19 protein-coding genes are annotated in these 22059 nt (G+C 47.8%); 9 read left to right on the top strand and 10 right to left on the bottom strand.

The genetic code is table 11. From position 1 onward, the window contains the following. Positions 1-126: 126 nt before the first annotated feature. On the bottom strand, positions 127-1104 hold the full coding sequence (locus ACUALS_RS03490) for a TDT family transporter (protein ID WP_454448861.1): 978 nt from the start codon (positions 1102-1104) through the stop codon (positions 127-129). A 104-nt stretch (positions 1105-1208) separates the two neighbouring features. Between ACUALS_RS03490 and ACUALS_RS03485 the strand changes: the two genes are divergently transcribed. The 4 genes from ACUALS_RS03485 (at position 1209) to ppk2 (ending at position 4278) form a co-directional block, all read left to right on the top strand. Next, positions 1209-2111, top strand: coding sequence for a LysR substrate-binding domain-containing protein (locus ACUALS_RS03485; RefSeq protein WP_454448860.1), 903 nt, complete (start codon positions 1209-1211; stop codon positions 2109-2111). A 124-nt stretch (positions 2112-2235) separates the two neighbouring features. Then, a complete protein-coding gene (locus tag ACUALS_RS03480) occupies positions 2236-2541 on the top strand; it encodes a YebG family protein (protein ID WP_038139926.1) in 306 nt (101 codons plus the stop codon). Between the two features lie 140 nt (positions 2542-2681). After that, positions 2682-3434, top strand: a complete 753-nt coding sequence (locus ACUALS_RS03475) for a copper homeostasis protein CutC (protein WP_454448859.1) — start codon at positions 2682-2684, stop codon at positions 3432-3434. A 67-nt stretch (positions 3435-3501) separates the two neighbouring features. Then, a complete protein-coding gene (ppk2, locus tag ACUALS_RS03470) occupies positions 3502-4278 on the top strand; it encodes a polyphosphate kinase 2 (protein ID WP_005471453.1) in 777 nt (258 codons plus the stop codon). A gap of 5 nt (positions 4279-4283) precedes the next feature. On the opposite strand, the gene phoU is transcribed toward ppk2, so the two are convergent. The 4 genes from phoU to ACUALS_RS03450 are packed head-to-tail and all read right to left on the bottom strand — an operon-like array spanning position 4284 to position 9685. Next, positions 4284-4982, bottom strand: coding sequence for a phosphate signaling complex protein PhoU (gene phoU / locus ACUALS_RS03465; protein ID WP_005471437.1), 699 nt, complete (start codon positions 4980-4982; stop codon positions 4284-4286). A 27-nt stretch (positions 4983-5009) separates the two neighbouring features. After that, positions 5010-5828, bottom strand: coding sequence for a phosphate ABC transporter ATP-binding protein PstB (gene pstB, locus ACUALS_RS03460; protein ID WP_005471455.1), 819 nt, complete (start codon positions 5826-5828; stop codon positions 5010-5012). A 3-nt stretch (positions 5829-5831) separates the two neighbouring features. Then, complete coding sequence (pstA, locus tag ACUALS_RS03455) at positions 5832-7475, bottom strand: phosphate ABC transporter permease PstA (RefSeq protein WP_454448858.1); 1644 nt, start codon at positions 7473-7475, stop codon at positions 5832-5834. 26 nt (positions 7476-7501) lie between these two features. Then, the gene (locus ACUALS_RS03450) at positions 7502-9685 is read right to left on the bottom strand and encodes an ABC transporter permease subunit (RefSeq protein WP_454448857.1); all 2184 of its coding nucleotides are present in this window, start codon (positions 9683-9685) and stop codon (positions 7502-7504) included. A 201-nt stretch (positions 9686-9886) separates the two neighbouring features. Between ACUALS_RS03450 and ppk1 the strand changes: the two genes are divergently transcribed. Together ppk1 and ppx are read left to right on the top strand one after the other, a co-directional pair. Then, entirely contained in the window at positions 9887-12004 is a 2118-nt protein-coding gene (gene ppk1 / locus ACUALS_RS03445; protein WP_454448856.1) for a polyphosphate kinase 1, read from the top strand. Beyond that, positions 11979-13478 (top strand): exopolyphosphatase, encoded by a 1500-nt coding sequence (gene ppx, locus ACUALS_RS03440; protein ID WP_454448855.1) that lies wholly within the window; start codon positions 11979-11981, stop codon positions 13476-13478. The genes ppk1 and ppx overlap by 26 nt, the downstream gene beginning before the upstream one ends. Positions 13479-13503: 25 nt before the next feature. Here the strand turns inward: ppx and ACUALS_RS03435 are convergent, their stop codons facing one another. Genes ACUALS_RS03435 through phoB form a run of 3 tightly spaced genes read right to left on the bottom strand, consistent with a single transcriptional unit; the run spans position 13504 to position 16480 of the window. After that, positions 13504-14460 carry a PstS family phosphate ABC transporter substrate-binding protein gene (locus tag ACUALS_RS03435; protein WP_038139906.1) on the bottom strand — a complete coding sequence of 319 codons (957 nt, stop codon included), beginning with the start codon at positions 14458-14460 and terminating at the stop codon, positions 13504-13506. Then, entirely contained in the window at positions 14460-15758 is a 1299-nt protein-coding gene (gene phoR, locus ACUALS_RS03430) for a phosphate regulon sensor histidine kinase PhoR (RefSeq protein WP_454448854.1), read from the bottom strand. The genes ACUALS_RS03435 and phoR overlap by 1 nt, the downstream gene beginning before the upstream one ends. A 32-nt stretch (positions 15759-15790) precedes the next feature. Then, the gene (gene phoB / locus ACUALS_RS03425) at positions 15791-16480 is read right to left on the bottom strand and encodes a phosphate regulon transcriptional regulator PhoB (RefSeq protein ID WP_004747931.1); all 690 of its coding nucleotides are present in this window, start codon (positions 16478-16480) and stop codon (positions 15791-15793) included. A gap of 207 nt (positions 16481-16687) precedes the next feature. Here phoB and rdgC point away from each other — a divergent pair, with 207 nt between their 5' ends. The 3 genes from rdgC to ACUALS_RS03410 all read left to right on the top strand — a co-directional run bounded on the left by rdgC (position 16688) and on the right by ACUALS_RS03410 (position 19421). Beyond that, positions 16688-17602 carry a recombination-associated protein RdgC gene (rdgC, locus tag ACUALS_RS03420; RefSeq protein WP_005471494.1) on the top strand — a complete coding sequence of 305 codons (915 nt, stop codon included), beginning with the start codon at positions 16688-16690 and terminating at the stop codon, positions 17600-17602. Positions 17603-17766: 164 nt separating this feature from the next. Then, positions 17767-19164: a prephenate-dependent tRNA uridine(34) hydroxylase TrhP gene (trhP, locus tag ACUALS_RS03415; protein WP_038139905.1), complete on the top strand. Its 1398-nt coding sequence runs from the start codon at positions 17767-17769 to the stop codon at positions 19162-19164. A 2-nt stretch (positions 19165-19166) separates the two neighbouring features. Next, complete coding sequence (locus ACUALS_RS03410) at positions 19167-19421, top strand: YfhL family 4Fe-4S dicluster ferredoxin (RefSeq protein ID WP_038189740.1); 255 nt, start codon at positions 19167-19169, stop codon at positions 19419-19421. A gap of 48 nt (positions 19422-19469) precedes the next feature. Here the strand turns inward: ACUALS_RS03410 and ACUALS_RS03405 are convergent, their stop codons facing one another. Both ACUALS_RS03405 and ACUALS_RS03400 read right to left on the bottom strand, forming a co-directional pair. Further along, positions 19470-20462, bottom strand: a complete 993-nt coding sequence (locus ACUALS_RS03405; RefSeq protein ID WP_038139902.1) for a cytochrome d ubiquinol oxidase subunit II — start codon at positions 20460-20462, stop codon at positions 19470-19472. A gap of 2 nt (positions 20463-20464) precedes the next feature. Next, the gene (locus ACUALS_RS03400) at positions 20465-21796 is read right to left on the bottom strand and encodes a cytochrome ubiquinol oxidase subunit I (RefSeq protein ID WP_454448853.1); all 1332 of its coding nucleotides are present in this window, start codon (positions 21794-21796) and stop codon (positions 20465-20467) included. Positions 21797-22059: the final 263 nt, after the last annotated feature.

Genomic DNA, 22059 nt, shown 5'->3' with positions numbered 1-22059 from the left:
AGGATTGAGACTAGCACAAGCAAGACGGTTAGCAGAGCACTATAAGCGTATGATTTGGCTCGAATCAAAATAGCCGCTCAACCCTTGAACAAGTTGAGCGGCAAGTCAGATCCTACAGATGCAATTCTAAGGGCGGGCAGTAAAACCCAAAGCCTGACTGACTGGTCGATAAAAGGCTAAGTAACGCAGCGCCACGTAGCTCACCACCGCGGTCGCGATGACCAGTTCAAACCCAGCCAGCCAGTGCACTTGGCAAACATACTCTGCCGCTACGCCAACGTGTTCCATCCATGCTGCAAGTTTATAGAGCGCCGTTGAGCCGATCACCATTGGGAAGGTAAACGCCGCATAGCCAGGACTAAATGGCAATCTCAGTAGTTTAAAGAAGGCCAGATAGATGATCGCAGTCATTAATACCGCAATGCCAAACAGCAGACCCACGATCACTGGTGAAGGCTCGCTACTCACTGTTAGGTAGCCCGCCAGTGATAAGCTTGCAGGCGCCGCAAGAATTGCCATTGTCGGTTTAGCAGCATCAGGAATTTCCTGACTGAACATAAAGCGATAAATCATCATGGGTAGCATGACCGCATACGCCAACATACCAAACATCAAGGCACCATTAGCAATACCGCTCAGTGCAGGGTTACCTGAAAACGATACATCGGCAACGATAATGCCTACCGGTGGTACAAACCAGCTCGGAACCATATGGTGTAGCTCAAAGTCCTTAGCGCGGTGGTAAAGAAAACTCACCAAAAAGACAACGTGTAAACCAACGGCCACCAGCCACAGTCCATCTCCTAGCATCGGGTGAAAGTGCCCCAAAGAGTTAGACACCACCATGGTGCCCATCGCGAAGGTCGGCACCACACTGCCCACGACAGGGTGCGCTAAATCTTCACTCAACAAATGACGGTGAAAAAGAAATTTAACGGCTAGCACAATGAGCAACACACTCGCTAGCGCAGCTCCTGTCCATTGCGCATAACCACTAAACGACGCGGCGTTTTCCCAACACCAACCTAAACTGGCAATCCCTAGCGCTAAGCCAGCCATTGGGGTTGGCGCACCCATCACTTTTGCTTTTGCTGCTTTAATCATTGTTGCCTCACACACTCTTTGTTTAGGCGTTCAGTTTACGCTTGCCAAACGTTCGAAAACATCTAATTATTTAAAACACTTGTTCAACCAAACTAAACGACTTTATGGCAGCCAATATTTCGCTCAAACAACTCAAAGTGTTTATCACGATTACTCAGCACAAGACGCTCACCTCCGCGTCTGAAGCGCTGTTTCTATCCAAAGCCGCCGTCAGCATGGCGCTCTCAGAACTCGAGAAACAGATCGGCCACTCCCTATTTGACCGGGTAAACAACCGTCTTATTCTCAATCAAGAGGGGCAGAAGTTACTGCCATTGGCTGATGAGCTTATTGAGCGAGCGCAAGATATTGAGCAACTCTTCGATAACGACCAAACCTTGTCGGGCGAGCTGAAAATTGGCGCCAGTGACACCATAGGCAACCAAGTCGCGCCTTATCTGCTTAGTGATTTTCGTCAACAGACGCAACATAGGTCGCAAAGCTTGTTTATCTCCAACTCAGCGTTGATCTGCGAAAAGTTGGTCGACTATGAACTCGATCTCGCGTTGATCGAAGGGAAGACCTTGCATCCGCAATTAATCTCTCAGCAGTTCAGTGAGGATGAAATGTGCGTAATCTGCCCGCCAGATTCCCCGCTAGTGAAACAAACTCACGTTCGCGTGGGCGACTTAGAAAACAGCGAGTGGATACTCCGAGAGCCAGGCTCGGGCTCAAGAGAGTTTTTCCTTCGCGTGATAGCGCCTCGCCTTGAGCATTGGCATGAGTCCTTTCAGCTCAATACCACCGAAGCATTGATTAATAGTGTTTCAGCAGGGTTGGGGTTGGGCTGTTTGTCGAGATTATCCGCTGAGCCCGCGATTCAAAACGGCCGCGTTGTTGAGCTCAAGTTGCCTCTCGATATGAAAAGACGCTACTGGTTGCTGGTCCATAAAGAGAAGTATCAAAGCCCACTGCTGAAAACCTTTATTGAGTTTTGCTATCAGTGGCGGAAAGATTCAACAAGTTAGACAGCACGGGCGCAAAGAGTAGCCACTTGGATCTCAGAATCACCGCCTCATCTAGACTTAATTGGTCAAAAACTGTATAAAAAGCCAGTAATGATTTTGATAAATTTTGACTAGAGGACCAACCATGGCTGTAATCGTCAAGTACGTGGTAGAACGCAATGGAGAAGAGAAAATGACTTTTACCTCTAAAGCGGAAGCTGACGCATATGACAAAATGCTTGATATGGCGGATGAGCTGTTCGAGCTACTGGGTAAAAGTGACCTGCTAGAAGACGAAGGCAAGCAAGAAGACTTGGCGATGTTCCTAGCTCAAAACAAAGAAGAAGTGCTGTATGCACTTGGAGCGAAGCGCAAGCCAGCTCCGAAGAAAGCAAAGAAAGTTGAAGCAGTCGAAGATACTGCTGACGAGCCGCAAGAAGACGCCGCTTAATCAACCTCCAAAATGCATTCAAGCCTCAGCACTACGCTGAGGCTTTTGCTTTTAGGGAAAGTAAATTCCTCAGCTTTACCCTAATACCTGATGAGTCCTCGCGCTATGATTGAGACAGTTTCCTGCTACCGAGAATCACGATGAACCATCATATCGAAGTCTGTATCGACAACTTAGAATCCCTCCATCAAGCCATTCAAGGTGGCGCGACTCGAATAGAGCTCTGCTCCTCTCTTGCTTTAGGCGGACTCACACCGAGCTTTGGTTTTATGAAAAAAGCGGCGCAGATTTCCACCGTCCCAGTCTATGCCATGATTCGTCCTCGCCAAGGGGATTTTCTTTACGATCAAGATGATATAGATGCCATGCTGCTCGACATTGAAGCTGCGGCAGAAGCGGGCTTACAAGGCATCGTATTTGGTATGTTGAATGCCGACGGCACAATCAATATCGCTTTGGCTCAACAAATCATGGACCGCGCTAACCTGTATGGCTTAGGAACAACCTTTCACCGAGCCATTGATCAATGCAGTAATTACCGCGAAGCCATTGAGCAAATCACAACACTAGGCTGTGAACGTATACTCACCTCTGGACTCGCGGAAAATGTTGAACAAGGCATTGATGTGCTCGCAGAGATGGTGCGCTTAGCCGACGGACGTGTCTCTATCATGGCAGGCGCGGGATTAACCGATAGCAACGTGGTTCAAATCGTTACGAAGACTGGCGTGAGAGAGGTTCACCTTTCAGGGAAGTCGACTCGTCGCAGTCACATGGCGCTCGCCGACAGTAAAGCTAAGATGGGCGCGAATGACGTAGATGACTTCACCATTCCGGTTACCTGCGCAGACAAAATTCAAAAGGTCGTAAAGGCTCTCAGTTCTCAGCGGTAATTCTTATCTTACTCGGCTCTAGTGCTAACATATTGATAGTTAGAGCAGCCGCAGTAGGGAGAAGCAGATGGCGAAACTGGATAAAAAGTTTTACGAGAACGAACTCGAGAAGCTTCAAGTCGAACTGGTCAAGCTACAAGAGTGGGTTAAGCAAGAAGGTCTGAAGGTCGTTGTTATCTTCGAAGGACGAGACGCCGCCGGTAAAGGCGGTGTTATTAAACGCATCACCGAAAAACTTAACCCACGTATTTGTCGAATTGCCGCGCTGCCGACTCCGACCGAAAAAGAGAAAACTCAATGGTACTTTCAACGTTACGTGGCGCATTTGCCTGCCGCTGGAGAAATCGTACTGTTTGACCGCAGTTGGTACAACCGCGCGGGTGTAGAGAAAGTAATGGGCTTTTGCAGTGATGATCAATACGACGAGTTCCTGCGCTCATGCCCTGAGTTCGAACGCATGTTGCAGCGTTCTGGGATTATTCTGCTCAAGTATTGGTTTTCCGTATCCGATGAAGAGCAAGAAAAACGCTTTTTAGGACGCATCAACACCCCAATCAAGCGCTGGAAGTTCAGCCCCATGGACTTAGAGTCACGCAACCGCTGGGCTGAATACTCAGAGGCTAAAGACAAAATGTTCGCCTATACCGATACCAAGCATTGCCCTTGGTGGGTGGTCCCTTCTGATGATAAAAAACGCGCTCGCCTCAACTGCATCAGTCACCTTTTGAGCCAAATTGATTATCACGAAGTAGAATACCCTGCCGTAGAACTACCTGAATTAAACAAAGAAGGGTATATTCGAGCGCCTATTGAAGATCAAACGTTTGTCCCCGAAAAGTATTAGAAATTTTATTTCAACGCATCATCAATACTTTGTTCGCCCAAGTGGCGAACATCTTTGCCTTTGACAAAGTAGATGATGTACTCACAAATGTTTTGACAACGATCGCCAACGCGCTCAATCGCACGCGCAGACCACATGACCTGCAAGATATTCGGAATGTTCTTAGGGTCTTCCATCATGTAGGTCATTAACTGGCGAATGACCGCCTCATATTCCGCGTCTATCTTGTCATCAAGCTTATACACTTCAGCGGCGGCATCGACATCCATTCGTGCAAAGGCATCCAGTACTTGGTGTAACATGGCAATGGCTTGGCGACACAAGGGTTCAAGCGACACTTGAAACTGACGCTCTTTAGAAGATGGGCTCTCTATCGCAACGTAGGCGATTTTCGTCGCCACATCCCCAATACGCTCAAGATCGGTGATGGTTTTGATGATCGCCATAATGAGGCGCAAATCTTTGGCCGTTGGCTGACGCTTGGCAATGATCCGAGTGCAGGCTTCATCAATCGACACTTCCATCGCATTCACTTTATGATCATCGCGGACCACTTTGCGCGCTAACTCAATGTCTTCTTTGTGCAGAGCTTGCATCGCAAATGACAATTGCTGCTCTACTAATCCGCCCATAGTCAGAACATGGGTTCGAATGGATTCGAGTTCGACATTAAATTGACCTGAAATATGGCGCCCAAAGTTCATTAATTATCCTTAAATCCTATAAGTGTATTAACCGTATCTACCTGTAATATAGTCTTCGGTCTGCTTTTTCAATGGAGAGGTAAAAATAGAGTCAGTATCTGAGTACTCTATCAACTTACCCATGTGGATGAACGCCGTATGATCGCTCACACGAGCCGCCTGTTGCATGTTGTGTGTGACTATCACAACCGTGTACTTGGTTTTTAAATCGTTGATCAGCTCTTCGATGGTTAGCGTCGAAATCGGGTCCAACGCGGATGTTGGCTCATCCAATAATAAAACCTCGGGCTCAATCGCGATCGCTCTTGCAATCACCAAACGCTGCTGCTGACCGCCAGACAAACCAAACGCATTTTCGTGTAATCGGTCTTTAACCTCATCCCACAAAGCGGCGGATCGGAGCGAACGCTCTACTGCATCATCCAAGACTCGGCTATTTTTGATACCTTGAAGACGCAAGCCATAAACAACGTTTTCATAGATCGATTTCGGGAATGGATTCGGTCGTTGAAACACCATGCCAACTCGGCGGCGTAAGGTGGCGACATCAACGTCAGCGTCATAGACGTTTTTATTGTGCAGTTTTACTTTGCCAGATACCTGACACCCTTCCACCAAGTCGTTCATACGATTGATGCAGCGAAGCAGCGTCGACTTACCGCAACCTGACGGGCCGATAAACGCAGTCACCTGACCTTTTGGGATTCGCATCGAAATATCGGTGAGCGCCTGAGCATTTTGATAGAACAAGTTAAGCCCCTCGATCGAAATCGAGGTCTGCTCATCGCTCAAATTATTTACATCTAATGGCGGCTGATAGCCCAATGTTTGATCGACTGAAAACATGCTCTAATCTTGTCCTAATGTGCGGTATTTTTCACGCAAGTTATTACGAATACTGATTGCCGTTAAGTTAAGTCCGATGATGACCGTCACGAGCAAGAAAGAGGTCGCATAAACCAACGGTCTTGCTGCCTCAATATTGGTGGTTTGAAAACCAACATCGTAGATATGAAAGCCTAGGTGCATAAACTTTCTTTCTAAGTGTAGAAACGGAAACTGGCTATCAACAGGCAGTGTCGAAGCCAACTTAACCACACCTACGAGCATCAATGGCGCCACTTCTCCCGCTGCGCGAGCAACCGCAAGAATAAGTCCGGTGATAATTGCTGGGCTTGCCATAGGCAGAACGATACGCCACATGGTTTCAAATTGCGTCGCACCCAACGCCAGTGAACCATGTCGAACGGAACTCGGGATTCGAGTTAACCCTTCCTCGGTCGCGACAATCACTACCGGGAGTGTCAATACCGCAAGTGTCAGCGCCGACCATAACAGCCCCGGAGTACCAAAGGTCGGCGATGGCAACCGCTCGGTGTAAAACAACGCATCAATTGAGCCACCTAAGGTATAGACAAAAAAGCCCAAACCAAACACACCGTATACAATCGATGGGACACCTGCAAGGTTAATCACTGCCACACGGATGATTCGTGTAAACGCATTGTTCTTCGCGTATTCATGAAGATAGACCGCCGCAATAACCCCTAATGGCATCACAACGATCGACATGATCAGTACCATCAACACTGTACCAAACATTGCAGGGAAAACCCCGCCTTCAGAATTGGACTCACGAGGGTCGCTAGACAAAAACTTCCACGCTTGCTGCGCCCAATGGCCAATTTTATCCAGCATCGACATCTGATTCGGATACCAAATATCGAGAATATCGCTCAAAGGAATTCGGTATTGATCGCCATGCATATCTTCAATCACCAGCCCTTGTTCGAGCAGTTGCGATCTCAATCTATCTAACTCGGCTTCCATATCAACAAGTTGCTGGCTGATGATACGAGTCTGCGTGTCGTAGCGGGTGATAAAGGCTTGTTCGAGTTTTCCATTCAACTCTCGTCGGCGTTTCTCTAAGCGCAATTGCTCAGCTTGACCACTCAAGACACGAATTTGCTTGGTGACCAATCGATCAATGTCGTCACGCAGTTCACCTGCAAAAGCCAAACCGCGAGTAATATGGGTTAAATGATCGTCAGAAACCTCTTCACCGTGATAGTAGCCACGAGGGATACCAAAGAAGTCTCCCCCACGCGTCCGCTCCACTACAGCCCAGCCTTGCGGTCGCGTTGCTTCGAGCAAGTCTAATTCCAACAGTGAGATAAAATCCGCAGGGTAGATATCTCGGTTGGCCACCTTGATACTGAGCCGTTTGACCTGCCCTTTTTTTTCTACCGTCGCGGGCAGAACAATGTCCATCTCTCGCAAGTGGCTTATGGGCACATACTCTTCGGCGTAGAGTTGACCCACTAAGCTATCCCCTTGCTGGGTTTGCCATTGATAAAGTGGCGCTGGCCAAAAGTAAGAGAGCCCCTTCCAGCCAATCAGTAACAACAGCCCCAACACAGACAACAAGCTGATGCTCACCGCACCGCCTGTTAACCATATCCAAGGTGAACCCGATTTTAGCCACTTAAACACAAATAACGCTTCCCACAAAAATTCGATTACAACGCACGGTATTTTTCTCTCAATCGTTGTCTTACCCACTCAGCGATTGAGTTCACTGCAAAGGTGAAAATCAGCAAAATTAACGCAGCCAAAAATAGAATTCGATAATGGGAGCTTCCAACCTCAGACTCAGGCATTTCTACCGCGATAGTCGCAGACAAGGTACGCATCCCTTCAAGAATATTCCAATCCATAATTGGTGTGTTACCTGTCGCCATCAGGACAATCATGGTCTCGCCTACTGCACGCCCAAGCCCCATCATAATGGCTGAAAAAATTCCCGGACTGGCAGTAAGTAACACAACGTGAATGAGGGTCTGCCAAGGCGTCGCTCCCAAAGCGAGGGAGCCATCCGACAAGTGCTTTGGCACAGAGAAAATGGCATCTTCGGCGATGGTAAAAATCGTGGGAATCACAGCAAAACCCATTGCAAAGCCAACCACCAAAGCGTTGCGCTGATCAAAGTCAATGCCATGCTCTGCAAGATAGACTCGCACATCGCCAGCGAAAAGCCACTGCTCGATGTTGGCACTTTGAGAAAGAATGATGACAGCCAACACGACGATCACTGGCATCAGGATCATCGCATGCAACCCATTGGGAAAACGTCCCACCCAAGCGCGTGGCAACTTGTGCCAAATCGCACCAATAATAACGGTCGACAGCGGTAAAAACAGCATCAAAGCAATAACTGCGGCGAGATTGCGCTCAACGATGGGCGCAAACCAAAGCCCCGCTAAGAAGCCGATGATCACCGTAGGCAGTGCCTCCATGAGTTCAATCGAAGGTTTCACTACACGGCGCATTTTCGGCGTCATAAAGTAGGCGGTGTAAATCGCGCCAAATACTGCAATTGGCACAGCAAACAGCATCGCAAACGCCGCCGCTTTCAAGGTACCAAACGCTATCGGAACCAAGCTGAACTTAGCTTCGAACTCATCGTTGGCGGAAGTGGTTTGCCATACATACTGTGGCTCAGGGTAGCTTTCATACCAGACTTTCTGCCAAAGCGACGAAACTGAAATTTCAGGAAACGGATTATCAATACCTGCTAACAAAATGGTCGAGCCGGTAATCGCAACCAGATACTTTTCATTACTCGACATCGCCGCGAGATCGGGCGCTTTATCGTAGGCGCGGTTGAACATCACCAGTTTTTCGCTCGTGGTGTAATGGCTTTGCACCGTGCCGTTAATGTAGAAACTGTAAAAGCCTTTGCGAAACGTATCGGGCAGGAGAAATTGCAGCTCAGATGCCAACTTAAATTCGCGGATATGAGTTAAGGTTCGCTGGCCATCTTCGAGCACATCAAACCATTGCGAGACCAGCCCATCAGCATGACTGACCAACAAAGAATACGCTCCGCTGAGTAGCTTAACGTCGGTCACCGCGTGCTTTTCTTGACCGAGGCTTAAGTCTACGACCTCACGAGTAACAAACTCAGATTCTGTCTTTTTCGCGACCACCAGCTCAGAGCCGCTACGCAGATACAGGGTCGAACCATCCGGAGTCAATAAAATTTGGTCTAAGTTAGGAAAGGGGACATTGAAACGATAGCGCTGCTCTTGACCTTGTGCGTTGAGCCACTGCACTACCACCGACTTGTCCGCAAAAAAGCCAGCCAAGGTCGGAGAAGCGTCAACGGAGAAACTCAGAGCGGTAAGTAGCGAGGATTCATTAAAGCGTAAAGCCGTCTTAAACGTTTCAACTCTCGGCTTAAAAACACGCGCTTGCCCTTCTAGGGTGCTGTTCATTTCTGGACGAAAGATTTGAACTTCTCCGGCTTCATTGGCAAAGGCAAACCAGCCTTGAGACGCCACCGACTGAGCAAACAATGGAAAGCCTGAAGCGACACTCTGACGAAATTCCGGCGAGTCAGATTGGGCATCTAATCGCCAAAAGTCCACATTGCCGTCCCGCGACACCACAAACGCATGCTCGCCATAATCGTCCACGCCCAGCGCGAGTGATTGAGTGTGGTGAATGTTTTTGCGGGCGATATTTGGGGAAAATTGGGCATCAGCAAACAGAGGCAAGACCATCATCGCCAGATAGACGAAGATCAAAACGAGAGCCGCCAAAACGCCGACTCCTCCGGTCGATACTGCAAGCCGAACAAAACGATCTTTAATTAGTCGCTTACGATCACGTTCTCGCAATGAAAATTCGGCTTTAGCCATTTGTCCCACTTAACTAGATTTGCCCAGACGTATAATATTTAATTTAGGTGACAATTATATTACAGATCGCATTAAACTGCTGAAAACAATGCAATAAAAAATTGCAATAAAAATGTCACACAAAGATCTTAATTTGCTTACGCTTAAAGGGGATCGCCCCCCTCTCACTCTCTTCGTCAGTCAGGTTAAAAAGGTACGTTCATGAGCGCAGAAAAACTCTACATCGAAAAGGAACTGAGCTGGTTATCATTCAATGAGCGAGTCCTCCAAGAAGCGGCAGACAAAGACGTACCCTTGATTGAGAGAATTCGATTTTTAGGCATATTCTCCAATAACTTAGATGAGTTCTATAAAGTCAGATTCGCCGACGTTAAACGCCGAATTTTGATTAACCAAGAGCGTGGAGGCAATGATAATTCCAAACACCTGCTGACGAAAATGCAGACCAAAGCGCTGCGACTCAACGAACGTTTTGATGAACTCTACGCAGACTTGATCAGAGAGATGGCGAGACGTCGAATCTTTCTCGTAAACGAGACGCAGCTGGATGAAGTGCAACAAAAGTGGGTCAAAAAATATTTCAGTAATGAGGTGCTTCCGCATATCACCCCACTGTTACTCCGTGAAGATATCGATGTGCTGCAATTCCTCAAAGATGAATACGCCTACATCGCTGTCGATTTACATAAGAAAGAACAGAGCGATTATGCGCTTATTGAAATCCCCACCGATCACCTTCCGCGCTTTGTTATGGTGCCAGAACAAAAAGGCAAGCGGCGCAAAACCATCATCTTACTCGACAACATTATTCGCTACTGTTTAGACGAACTGTTTAGTGGCTTCTTCGATTACGACGAGCTCAATGGCTACGCAGTGAAAATGACTCGCGACGCCGAATACGATCTGAGCCATGAAGTGGAACACAGTCTGCTTGAACAAATGTCTGAGGGATTAAGTCAGCGCCTAACCGCGATGCCAGTGCGTTTCGTTTATGAGCGTGATATGCCAAGCGAAATGCTCGATTTCTTATGTGATAAATTGCAAATTTCCAACTACGACAGCTTGATCCCTGGTGGTCGCTACCACAACTTCAAAGACTTTATTGGCTTCCCTAACGTTGGACGTGACTACCTCGAAAACAAACCTCTGCCGCCGATGAAATGCGCCGACTTCGACGGCTATGCCAACAAGTTCGATGCGATCAAAAATCAAGATATTCTGCTCTACTACCCGTATCACACCTTTGAACATATCTCTGAATTGGTGCGCCAAGCTTCATTCGACCCTAAGGTTCTGAGCATCAAAATCAACATTTACCGTGTCGCAAAACACTCTCGTTTGATGAACTCGCTCATCGATGCGGTTCACAATGGTAAACAGGTCACCGTGGTAGTTGAGCTGCAAGCGCGTTTCGACGAAGAAGCAAACATCGAGTGGGCGCGAATCCTCACCGACGCTGGTGTACACGTTATTTTCGGTGCGCCCGGTTTGAAGATTCACTCAAAACTTCTTCTCATCAGCCGCCGTGAAGAAGAAGAGATCGTACGCTACGCTCACATTGGTACAGGTAACTTCCACGAAAAAACCGCTCGCATCTACACTGACTTTGCCCTGCTAACCGCGGACCCAGAAATCACCAATGAGGTGCGTAGCGTCTTCGGTTACATTGAAAACCCATACCGCCCCGTCAAGTTTGAACATCTGATTGTGTCACCACGTAACTCGCGCAAGCAGTTATATCGTCTTATTGATGCAGAGATTGCAAACGCGAAAATCGGCAAACCGGCGTCAATCACCTTAAAAGTGAACAACTTGGTGGATAAGGGGCTTATCAACAAACTCTACGGCGCGAGCGCTTCTGGGGTCGAAGTGAATATGATCATTCGCGGAATGTGTTCTCTGGTTCCGGGCGTCGAAGGGATCAGTGACAACATCAAAATCATCAGTATTGTTGACCGCTTCTTAGAGCATCCGAGAGTACTCATCACACACAACGATGGTGACCCGCAAGTTTACATCTCGTCCGCCGACTGGATGACTCGCAACATCGATCACCGAATTGAAGTGACCGCGCCAGTTCGTGACCCACGTCTTAAACAACGCATTATTGATATCATTAACATTCACTTTACCGATACAGTAAAGGCGCGTTGGATAGACAAAGAAATGAGCAATACCTATGTTCCGCGTGGAAATCGCAAGAAACTTCGCTCACAAATTGCCATTTACGACTATCTTAAACAAGTAGAGAAACAAACGAAAAATCAAAAACGTAAACAGCAGTCGGAGAGTTATGACTCAAGCACAGGAAATTCGTGATGTTGCTGCGATAGACCTTGGTTCCAACAGTTTCCATATGGTGGTAGCTCGTGTCGTCGACCAAGATTTGCAACTCGTTAGCCGCCACAAACAGCGTGTTCACCTCGCTTCAGGCCTTGATGCGCAAAAAAATTTAGACAATGCCGCCATTGAACGTGGGCTTGAATGCTTAGCCATGTTTGCTGAACGCCTGCAAGGGTTTGACGTCGAAAACGTCCGCATAGCCGCCACCCATACATTGCGCCAAGCAAACAACGCGCACATTTTCCTCCAACGAGCGAAAGAGGTATTGCCCTTCCCCATCGAAGTGATCCCCGGAGTCGAAGAAGCCCGTCTGATCTATTTAGGTGTCGCGCATACCCAACCAGAATCCGACTCCAAACTGGTCGTTGATATCGGCGGTGGCAGTACGGAGATGATCATAGGTAAAGGGTTCGAGCCAGAGCTTATCAACAGCAAACAGATGGGCTGCGTGAGCTACACCAACCGTTATTTCGCAAACAGCAAACTGTCCAAAAAGAACTTTGCGCAGGCCACCCTTGCCGCCGAGCAGCGTCTTGAATCCATTGCATCACGCTATCGTAAAAAAGGTTGGGACATCGCTTTTGGTTCTTCAGGAACCATCAAAGCCATCCGTGAAGTGTTGATTGGCATGGGCCATGACGATGGCATTGTCACCAGCAAACGCCTAGACAAACTGATTGAAAAGTTGTGTGAATGGCAAACCATTGATGAGATCGAACTTGATGGTTTAACAGCGGAAAGAAAACCGGTTTTTGCTGCTGGCGTCGCCATTTTGTCTGCCATATTCAAAGCGCTCAAGATTTCAGAAATGCACTTTTCTCAAGGCGCATTGAGAGAGGGCTTACTGTTTGAGATGGAAGACAACTTCAAGCGTTCGGATATTCGTATGCGAACCACCGAAAATCTGGCCAGTAAGCATCTAGTGGATTTAGAGCATGCTGCGCGCGTCAAAGGACAAGCGCAAGAGTTTCTGCAACAAGTCCACCAAGTCTTGGGTATTAAACGCAGCTCTGAGCTGTTTGACTTGCTTGACTGGGGAGCATTACTGCACGAAGTCGGCTTAAGTATCAGCTTGCAAGCGTTTCACCGTCATTCCGCGTATATTTTGCGCCATACCTATATGCCCGGCTTCAACCAAGAACAGCAACGCGTGTTGGCGATGTTAGTACGATTCCAACGTAAAGCCCTTAAACTTCACGAGATGGAAGAGTTCTCTCTATTCAAAAAGAAAGATGTTATCGGCTTAATCCGCGTCTTGCGACTGGCGATTTTGGTCCACGGTCAGCGCAATGATGACCCACTTCCGGAGCTTGAGTTGTCGATTGAAGGAGATACTTGGACACTCACCTCAAAAGATGAGCAGTGGCTGCAAAACAACCTTCTGCTTCACGCTGACCTAATGACAGAACGGCAGCAGTGGGAAAATGCTGGGTGGGCGTTAAACTTTTAAGCCTGAGTGACCGCTAATTGATCGGTTAGCGGTCGCGCTTAATGCCTACTTTTTTGAGCTCTTGCTCTGCTAGTTCTGCGGAAATAGGAATGTAACCATCCTTCTTCACCAACGCTTGCCCCTGCACCGAAAAAATGAAACGTATGAACTCTCGTTCGATGGGAGAAAGTGGTTTAGAGGGATGTTTATTCACGTAAACATAAAGGTAACGTGAAAGTGGGTACTTACCTGAAAGAATATTCTCTTGGCTTGCTTGTATGTAGTCGGTGCCATTTTTGGCTACTGGCAGCAACTTTACTCCCGACACCTGATAGCCGACCCCAGAATAGCCAATGGTGTTGATAGCAGAAGCCACCGATTGTACCACAGAAGCCGATCCAGGCTGCTCATTGACGCTGTTCTTAAAGTCACCACCACACAAAGCATTGTTCTTAAAGTAACCATACGTTCCTGATACGGAATTACGGCCAAACAACTGAATGCTACGCTTGGCCCATTGATAATCTAACCCCAACTCTGACCACGTCTCAACAGGCGCATTAGCACCGCAACGCAGCGTGGCAGAGAAAATACTATCGAGCTGAGAGAAGTTCAGCCCTTTGATCGGGTTGTCTCGATGAACAAAAATGCCGATCGCATCGATCGCGACTCGCAACTCTGTCGGCTTATAACCATGCGCCCGCTCAAACGCTTCGATTTCTCGATTTCGCATCGGGCGACTCATCGGGCCAAACTGTGCCGTGCGTTCGGTCAAGGCTGGAGGTGCCGTCGATGAACCAGACGCTTGAACCTGACCATAAACGCTCGGGTACTGCTGCTTAAACTCTTCAACCCAAAGCGTGGTCATACCTGCTAACGTGTCGGATCCTACACTGGTCAAAGTGCCTGTGACGCCCGGCACTTTTGTGTACTCAGACAATTCAGCAGCATGAGCAGAAAGAGCCAAAACAGAAGATAGAATCGTAGTAAGCACTAACTTCATTAACTCACCACCAAACGCTGTGGCAAGATAAATGAGAACTTACTCCCCACTCCCACTTCACTCTGAATTTCTAGATGAGAATCGTGGTGGGTCAACGCATGCTTCACAATGGCTAGGCCAAGACCACTACCACCAGTATCGCGCGAACGTGCTTTATCAACTCGGTAGAAACGCTCTGTTAAGCGATGCAAGTGTTGGGGCTCGATACCATCACCTTTATCTTCAACTTCTAAATGCGCACCTTGAGGCGTTTGATACCAGCGGACGTAAACCTCAGCGCCAGCGGGCGTATACTTCACGGCATTGTAGACAAGGTTGGAAATCGCACTGCGCAGTTGGTCCTCATCGGCAAACACTCGCAATCCAGTATCTACTTCAAATCGGAGTTGGTGCCCCTGTTCGCCACTAAGGCTCGCCGCCTCTTTTTCAAGTACATCGAGCATTGCAGGCACATTCACGACTTCATCGAGGTCGTGCATCGGCGCCGCTTCAATCTTGGATAAGGTCAGCAGCTGGTTCACCAAACTGTTCATTCGGTTGAGCTGCTCCGTCATCACTCCGTGAGCTTTCGGCCACATAGGCCCAACGACCATATCTGGGTCTTCCGTCATCTCGAGATAACCTTGCAGTACCGTCATTGGCGTGCGTAGCTCATGGGAGACATTGGCAAAGAAGTTGCGACGCATACCCTCAAGTTGCTTAAGCTGAGTCACATCACGTACCACCATCAGGTGCTCGCCTTCTGTGTAAGGCACAATACGCAACTCGAGCATACGCTCAACATTGAGTGGCGAACGCATTTCGAGTGGCTCGGCGAAATTCTGTTTATTGAGGTACTTAATAAAGTCTGGCGTGCGGATCAAATTTGAGATGGGCTGACCCGTATCATCGGGCCATTTAAAGCCAAGGAGATGCTGTGCGAGCTTATTACACCACACAATGTTGCCTTCGCTACGAAAAACCACGACCGCATCGGGCAGAGATTCAGCACCGTTGCGAAAACGGCGAATAAGATTGGTCAGCTCTTTGCGCTTTTTGCGTTGGCGCTGCTGTAAGCGGTAGATGCCATTAAAAAGCGACTCCCAGTTTCCAGACCCTGAAGGTGGTGTTAGGCGCTTTTCATCCCACAACCAAGCGGACAAGCGCATTTGATTATGCAAGTGCCATCCAAGCTGCAATACCGTTGCTGCCAACAGCAACCAAGGCATGTAACCAAAAATCCAGCCCACGATAACCCAAGGGGCGTAAAAAAAAGCCAGCTCCCAGGCTAGCTTCTTCCAAGTTAACCGCTCTACCACCTAATACTCCGTGTTTCGAATTCGTCTCTCAATTACGCTTTGGTCGAGAAACGGTAGCCAGCACCGCGCACTGTTTGGATCAGCTTATCATGACCGGCGGCTTCTAAGGCTTTACGTAAACGACGAATGTGAACATCAACAGTACGATCTTCGACATACACGTTGGTGCCCCATACGTTGTTAAGCAATTGCTCACGACTATACACGCGCTCTTGGTGCGTCATAAAGAAGTGCAACATTTTAAATTCAGTTGGTCCCATATCGAGCGCTTCATCATTCGCGGTCACTCGGTGAGAAACGGGGTCTAATTTAAGACCTTGGACATCAATGACGTCTTCTAGCGCCGTCGGAGTAACGCGACGGATCACCGCTTTTAGTCGAGCCACCAGCTCTTTCGGTGAAAATGGCTTAGTGATGTAATCATCTGCACCCACTTCCAAACCGCGAACTTTGTCTTCCTCTTCACCACGCGCAGTCAACATCACAACTGGGATATTACGCGTCAGCTCTTCACGCTTCATGTGCTTAATGAAGTTGATACCACTGCCACCAGGTAGCATCCAATCTAGCAGTACTAGATCTGGGAAGGGTTCAGCCAATTTAGTTACCGCAGAGTCGTAATCTTCCGCTTCTACTGCTTGGTAACCTTTTTGCTCAAGAACAAAGCATAGCATTTCGCGAATTGGCGCTTCGTCTTCAACAACCAGAATCCTTCTAGACATAATTGAATAACCTTTGTTTTAGTTGAATTTAATCGGGCATTAACCCTTTGCAACGATAAGCATTATTACTAGCAATTATGACACTTTTGTGACCTTTGAAAACAAATTTTCATATAACTTTCATCCCACTATTGTGTGTTTGCAGTAAGACAAACTCGACAAAAGTCTTTATGATTAGCTGCAATTTTTAAGGTATAGAGAAAGAGTATGTGGTTTAAAAACTGTCTGGTATATCGTTTTAACCGTGAAATCGAATTCAATGCAGATCAACTAGAAAAGCAGTTAGCTGAGTTTCGTTTTACCCCATGTGGCAGCCAAGATAAGCAAAAGTTTGGCTGGGTTACAGCGATGGGTAAACATGGCGACATGATGACTCACGTCTCTGAAAACCGCATTCTTGTGTGTGCCAAAAAAGAAGAAAAAATGCTGCCTGCGTCAGTGATCAAAGATTCATTGAACGCAAAAATTGAAGCGATGGAAGCACAAGAAGGTCGCCCTCTTAAAAAGAAAGAGAAAGACAATCTAAAAGACGATATCGTGATGGATCTTCTGCCACGTGCATTTAGCCGCAGCAGCCATACTTACGTGCTCATCCTGCCAAAAGAAGGCTTTATTCTGGTTGATGCAAGCAGCTCGAAGAAAGCTGAAGATGTACTAGCTCTGCTGCGCAAAACCATGGGTAGCCTACCTGTTGTGCCTGCAATCCCTGAAAAGCCGATTGAAAACACGCTGACAGAGTGGGTCAAAACGGGTGAAACTCCCGTTGGTATCCAAATGCTTGATGAAGCAGAGCTTAAATCAGTACTCGAAGAAGGCGGCGTGATCCGTTGTAAGAAACAAGAACTGACCGCCGATGAAATTCGCAGCCATATCGAAGCAGATAAGATGGTGACCAAGCTGGCGATTTGGTGGCAAGAGCGTATCGAGTTTATTCTGGCAGAAGATGGCAGTATCAAACGCCTGAAATTCTCAGATGAACTGAAAGATCAAAACGATGATATTCCTCGCGAAGATCAAGCAGCTCGCTTCGATGCCGATTTTTCTCTAATGTGCGGTGAGTTCAGTGCCTTCTTACCAAACTTGTACGAGTGCTTAGGCGGTTTGCCTCACCCTAACGCTTAACTTCTCTTTAAGGTGCTCGACCCGTCGGGCACCTGCTTGCCAATTCCCTCACCGTAGTCATGGACTTTTTCCTAGTCACAAGTCACATTTTGGCGTAAAATTTGCGCCCCCGATCCCATCTGGTGGGTTCGGCCTGACTTGAGATCAGATTAAGAGAATTACACATGACTGAGAAAGCATTCGTACCTGAGCTACTGTCACCTGCAGGTAGCCTTAAAAACATGCGTTACGCATTTGCCTACGGCGCAGACGCGGTATACGCAGGCCAACCTCGTTACAGCCTTCGCGTACGTAACAACGAGTTCAACCACGAAAACCTAAAAATCGGTATCGATGAAGCTCATGCCCTAGGCAAAAAGCTTTACGTGGTATGTAACATCCAACCGCACAACTCTAAGCTAAAAACCTTTATCCGCGATCTTAAACCGGTTGTTGAGATGGGCCCTGACGCACTAATCATGTCTGACCCTGGTCTTATCATGATGGTTCGTGAAGCCTTCCCTGAAATGCCAATCCACCTGTCTGTTCAAGCGAACGCAGTAAACTGGGCAACAGTGAAGTTCTGGGCAGCTAACGGCGTTGAGCGTGTGATTGTTTCTCGTGAGCTTTCTCTAGAAGAGATCGAAGAGATTCGTGAGCACTGTCCTGAGACTGAACTGGAAGTATTTGTTCACGGCGCTCTATGTATGGCTTACTCTGGCCGCTGCCTACTTTCTGGTTACATCAACAAACGTGACCCTAACCAAGGTACATGTACTAACGCATGTCGTTGGGAATACAAAGTTGAAGAAGGCAAGGAAAACGACACTGGCGACATCGTAGAGAAATTTGACCCGGCAGAAGCGCAAGCGGTTGAAGTTCAAGACGAGCGTCCTGAAACGACTATCGGTCGTGGCAAACCTACTGATGAAGTGGTTCTGCTTTCGGAAGCGCACCGTCCAGAAGAGAAGATGGCCGCTTACGAAGACGAGCACGGTACCTACATCATGAACTCTAAAGACCTGCGCGCTGTTCAGCACGTTGAGCGTCTAACTAAGATGGGTGTTCACTCACTGAAGATCGAAGGTCGTACTAAATCATTCTACTACTGTGCTCGTACTGCTCAGGTTTACCGTAAAGCGATTGATGACGCAGTTGCAGGCAAACCATTTGATGAAAGCCTAATGGGTACACTAGAGAGCCTAGCGCACCGTGGTTACACCGAAGGTTTCCTACGTCGTCACACGCATGATGCGTACCAAAACTACGACTACGGTTACTCGGTATCTGACGCTCAGCAATTTGTGGGTGAGTTCACTGGCAAACGCCGTGGTGACCTTGCTGAAGTTGAAGTGAAGAACAAATTCGTTGTCGGTGACAGCCTTGAGCTGATGACACCAAAAGGCAATGTAATCTTCACACTTGAAGCGATGGAAAACCGCAAGTCAGAAGTTATCGACGACGCAAAAGGAAACGGCCACTTCGTATTCATCCCAGTTCCACAAGACATGGACCTAGAATACGGCCTATTAATGCGTAACTTAAATGCAGGTCAGGATACCCGTAACCCAACAGGTAAATAAGCATGGCTTTACTGATCACTGACAAGTGCATTAACTGCGATATGTGTGACCCAGAGTGCCCAAACGGCGCGATTACTATGGGTGACACTATCTTTGAGATCGACCCCGATCTCTGCACTGAGTGTAAAGGTCACTACGAGAAGCCAACGTGTCAGTCGGTGTGTCCGATTACTAAATGTATCATCACCGATCCAGACCATGTTGAGACTGAAGAAGAACTGCTCGAAAAGTTCGTTATTATTCAGGGCTTAGCTTAATAAATAAAACGCCGCTCATCCTCGAGCGGCGTTTTCGTATCTGATGTTTTACTTGTAGCTCAACTCCGTCGCTTTCCCCTTAAAAATTCGATACACCGCGAAGGTATAAAGCAAGATCATCGGCATCACGATCATTACCCCATACCCGACAATCATCAAAGTTGCAGGAGAAGACGCCGCCTCTTTTGCTGACATGGTGCCCGGTACCACCTCAGGGAAAAAGCTGTACGCTAAGCCAAGGAAGCTGAGAGCAAAAATCAGAGTAACGCCAAAGAATGGCCAGCGGACACCGAGGTCATTGACCATAGGGACTTGACGCAAATAACGGTCGACTAGAAATATCGTAGCCAGCACCACAAGTGGTACAGGGGTTAATAGCAAGATTTCTGGGAAGCTGAACCAGCGAAGAGCAACCTGCTCGTTGACGATAGGGTTAATCACACTCACAGCCAGAATGCCCAGAGCAGCAAGCCAACCCGCGCGCCTTGACCATCGCGCTGAACGGACCTGTAAATCCCCTTCCGTTTTGAGTACCAGCCAAGCACCACCAATGTAGACATACGCGGCCGCGACACATAAAGCACTTAACCAAGCAAAACCAAACGCCTCACTACTGTGCTCAAAGCCCATGATGTATCGGCCAACCATGTAACCCTGAGTCAGCGCAGTCACCAATGATCCGATCCTAAAACACCAATCCCAGCGCGGTTTGTGGTCAGCGTTTGCTTTGGCTCGGAAATCAAACGCTACCCCACGCATGATCAGCGCAATCAGCATAATCGCCGTTGGTAGATAAAGCTCGGTAAGAATCAAACTGTGTGCGGTAGGAAAAGCGATCAACAAAATACCTACTGCGAGTACCAACCAGGTTTCATTGGCATCCCAAAATGGTCCGATCGAGGCAATCATCCTATCGCGTTGAACTTCATTATCACTAGGCAACAAGATCCCCACGCCCAAATCGTAGCCGTCTAGCACTGCATACATAAAGACCGAAAAGCCAAGCAGCAAAAGATAAATTTCTGGTAAATAGTCGAGCATGATTAGGCCTCTTGTTGCTCTAGGGTAACTTGATGCGCTGCCACGTCTTTACGTGCCAAATAGAACAGAGTGTGAATGTACGCCACCAGCAAAATCGCGTAGATCACTAAATACATAACCAGCGAAATCATGACTTGGCTGCTCGCAACTGGGGTCACGGCTTCAGAGGTTCTCAGAACTCCACTCACAAGCCACGGCTGCCTGCCTATCTCTGTCACGTACCATCCCGCCAATGTTGCTACCCAGCCGGAAAACGTCATCGCCAGCACGGTATAAAGATATGGCTTCGGCAGTGCTTTTTTGCGAGCCAACCTAGCCGCCCCAAACCAACTGACCAATAACATCAACACACCGACCCCAACCATGACTCTGAAACCAAAGAAAAGCGGCTTAACCGGTGGGTGATCCGGCGAAAACTCATTTAACCCCGCAATCTCCCCGTTAAGGTCATGCGTCAATATCAGACTCGCGAGCTTAGGAATGCCAACAGCAAAATCGTTGCTTCGCGTCTCTTCGTTCGGCACTGCAAACAACAGCAAAGGTGCTCCTTGCTCCGTTTCCCAAACCCCTTCCATCGCCGCGATTTTGGCAGGTTGATGCTCTAGGGTATTCAATCCATGTAAATCCCCAACGACTATCTGCAGTGGTATAAATCCTGCTGCCGCAAATAGAGAGACTTTCAAGCCCAATTTAGCGGCTCGATGATTCGGTTGCTTGATCACTTGATAAGCTGAGATACCGGCGATCAAGAAACTTGCCGTCAAGGCAGAGGCGAGCAAAGTATGAGCAAAGCGGTAAGGCAGCGATGGGTTGAGAATCACTTCTTTCCAACTGGTGACGTGCACGATGCCATCGACCACTTCGTAGCCACTTGGCGTATGCATCCAACTGTTGAGTACTAAGATCCAAAACGCTGACATGGTTGTCCCCACCGCAACCAATACCGTCGCAAGGGTATGAAACCAATCAGGGACGCGGCCTCGACCAAACAACATCACCCCAAGGAAAGTCGCTTCCATAAAGAATGCAGTCATCACCTCATAGCCCAATAGCGGTCCTGCGACATTGCCGACTCGCTCCATAAAACCAGGCCAGTTGGTTCCAAATTGAAAACTCATCGTAATGCCCGACACGACGCCCAAAGCGAATGTCAGGGCGAAAATTTTGACCCAGAAATAATAAACATCGAGCCAAACAGGTGCTTGAGTGCGATTGTAGCGCCACTTAAAAAAGACCAGCATCCAAGCCAAAGCGATAGTGATGGTCGGAAAAAGAATGTGAAAGCTGATATTGGCCGCGAACTGAATCCGCGACAGCATGAGGGTATCTAACATCTCGGTTCCTCAATAACGTGTCGTGCTTAAAACGTAGTTAACTGTAATTTTTTTACGAAAAAAGAGACCGTTTGGATTTATGGTCAGAGAAAATCAGGGGCTCTGGTTCTCTACAGCCATGATTTATATCAACTCAAGTGATAAAAAGAGCCGTAAAAATCGTCACAAAAGACGTGAAAGCGTAGCGAAAATTGAAAAAGAGAAAAGAAATGTAACGAGATAGAGACGAAAAATCAGAGTTCGAATTATTCGTACTTAGAGTT

The sequence above is a fragment of the Vibrio sp. NH-7 genome, from assembly GCF_053643215.1.
This window is presented reverse-complemented; position numbering and strand designations above follow the sequence as displayed.

Bases quoted from the DNA above. Each gene is read 5' to 3' on its own strand.
- ACUALS_RS03490 (WP_454448861.1), bottom strand. From the start codon at position 1,104: ATGATTAAAGCAGCAAAAGCAAAAGTGATGGGTGCGCCAACCCCAATG.
- ACUALS_RS03485 (WP_454448860.1), top strand. From the start codon at position 1,209: ATGGCAGCCAATATTTCGCTCAAACAACTCAAAGTGTTTATCACGATT.
- ACUALS_RS03480 (WP_038139926.1), top strand. From the start codon at position 2,236: ATGGCTGTAATCGTCAAGTACGTGGTAGAACGCAATGGAGAAGAGAAA.
- ACUALS_RS03475 (WP_454448859.1), top strand. From the start codon at position 2,682: ATGAACCATCATATCGAAGTCTGTATCGACAACTTAGAATCCCTCCAT.
- ppk2 (WP_005471453.1), top strand. From the start codon at position 3,502: ATGGCGAAACTGGATAAAAAGTTTTACGAGAACGAACTCGAGAAGCTT.
- phoU (WP_005471437.1), bottom strand. From the start codon at position 4,982: ATGAACTTTGGGCGCCATATTTCAGGTCAATTTAATGTCGAACTCGAA.
- pstB (WP_005471455.1), bottom strand. From the start codon at position 5,828: ATGTTTTCAGTCGATCAAACATTGGGCTATCAGCCGCCATTAGATGTA.
- ACUALS_RS03450 (WP_454448857.1), bottom strand. From the start codon at position 9,685: ATGGCTAAAGCCGAATTTTCATTGCGAGAACGTGATCGTAAGCGACTA.
- ppk1 (WP_454448856.1), top strand. From the start codon at position 9,887: ATGAGCGCAGAAAAACTCTACATCGAAAAGGAACTGAGCTGGTTATCA.
- ppx (WP_454448855.1), top strand. From the start codon at position 11,979: ATGACTCAAGCACAGGAAATTCGTGATGTTGCTGCGATAGACCTTGGT.
- ACUALS_RS03435 (WP_038139906.1), bottom strand. From the start codon at position 14,460: ATGAAGTTAGTGCTTACTACGATTCTATCTTCTGTTTTGGCTCTTTCT.
- phoB (WP_004747931.1), bottom strand. From the start codon at position 16,480: ATGTCTAGAAGGATTCTGGTTGTTGAAGACGAAGCGCCAATTCGCGAA.
- rdgC (WP_005471494.1), top strand. From the start codon at position 16,688: ATGTGGTTTAAAAACTGTCTGGTATATCGTTTTAACCGTGAAATCGAA.
- trhP (WP_038139905.1), top strand. From the start codon at position 17,767: ATGACTGAGAAAGCATTCGTACCTGAGCTACTGTCACCTGCAGGTAGC.
- ACUALS_RS03410 (WP_038189740.1), top strand. From the start codon at position 19,167: ATGGCTTTACTGATCACTGACAAGTGCATTAACTGCGATATGTGTGAC.
- ACUALS_RS03405 (WP_038139902.1), bottom strand. From the start codon at position 20,462: ATGCTCGACTATTTACCAGAAATTTATCTTTTGCTGCTTGGCTTTTCG.
- ACUALS_RS03400 (WP_454448853.1), bottom strand. From the start codon at position 21,796: ATGTTAGATACCCTCATGCTGTCGCGGATTCAGTTCGCGGCCAATATC.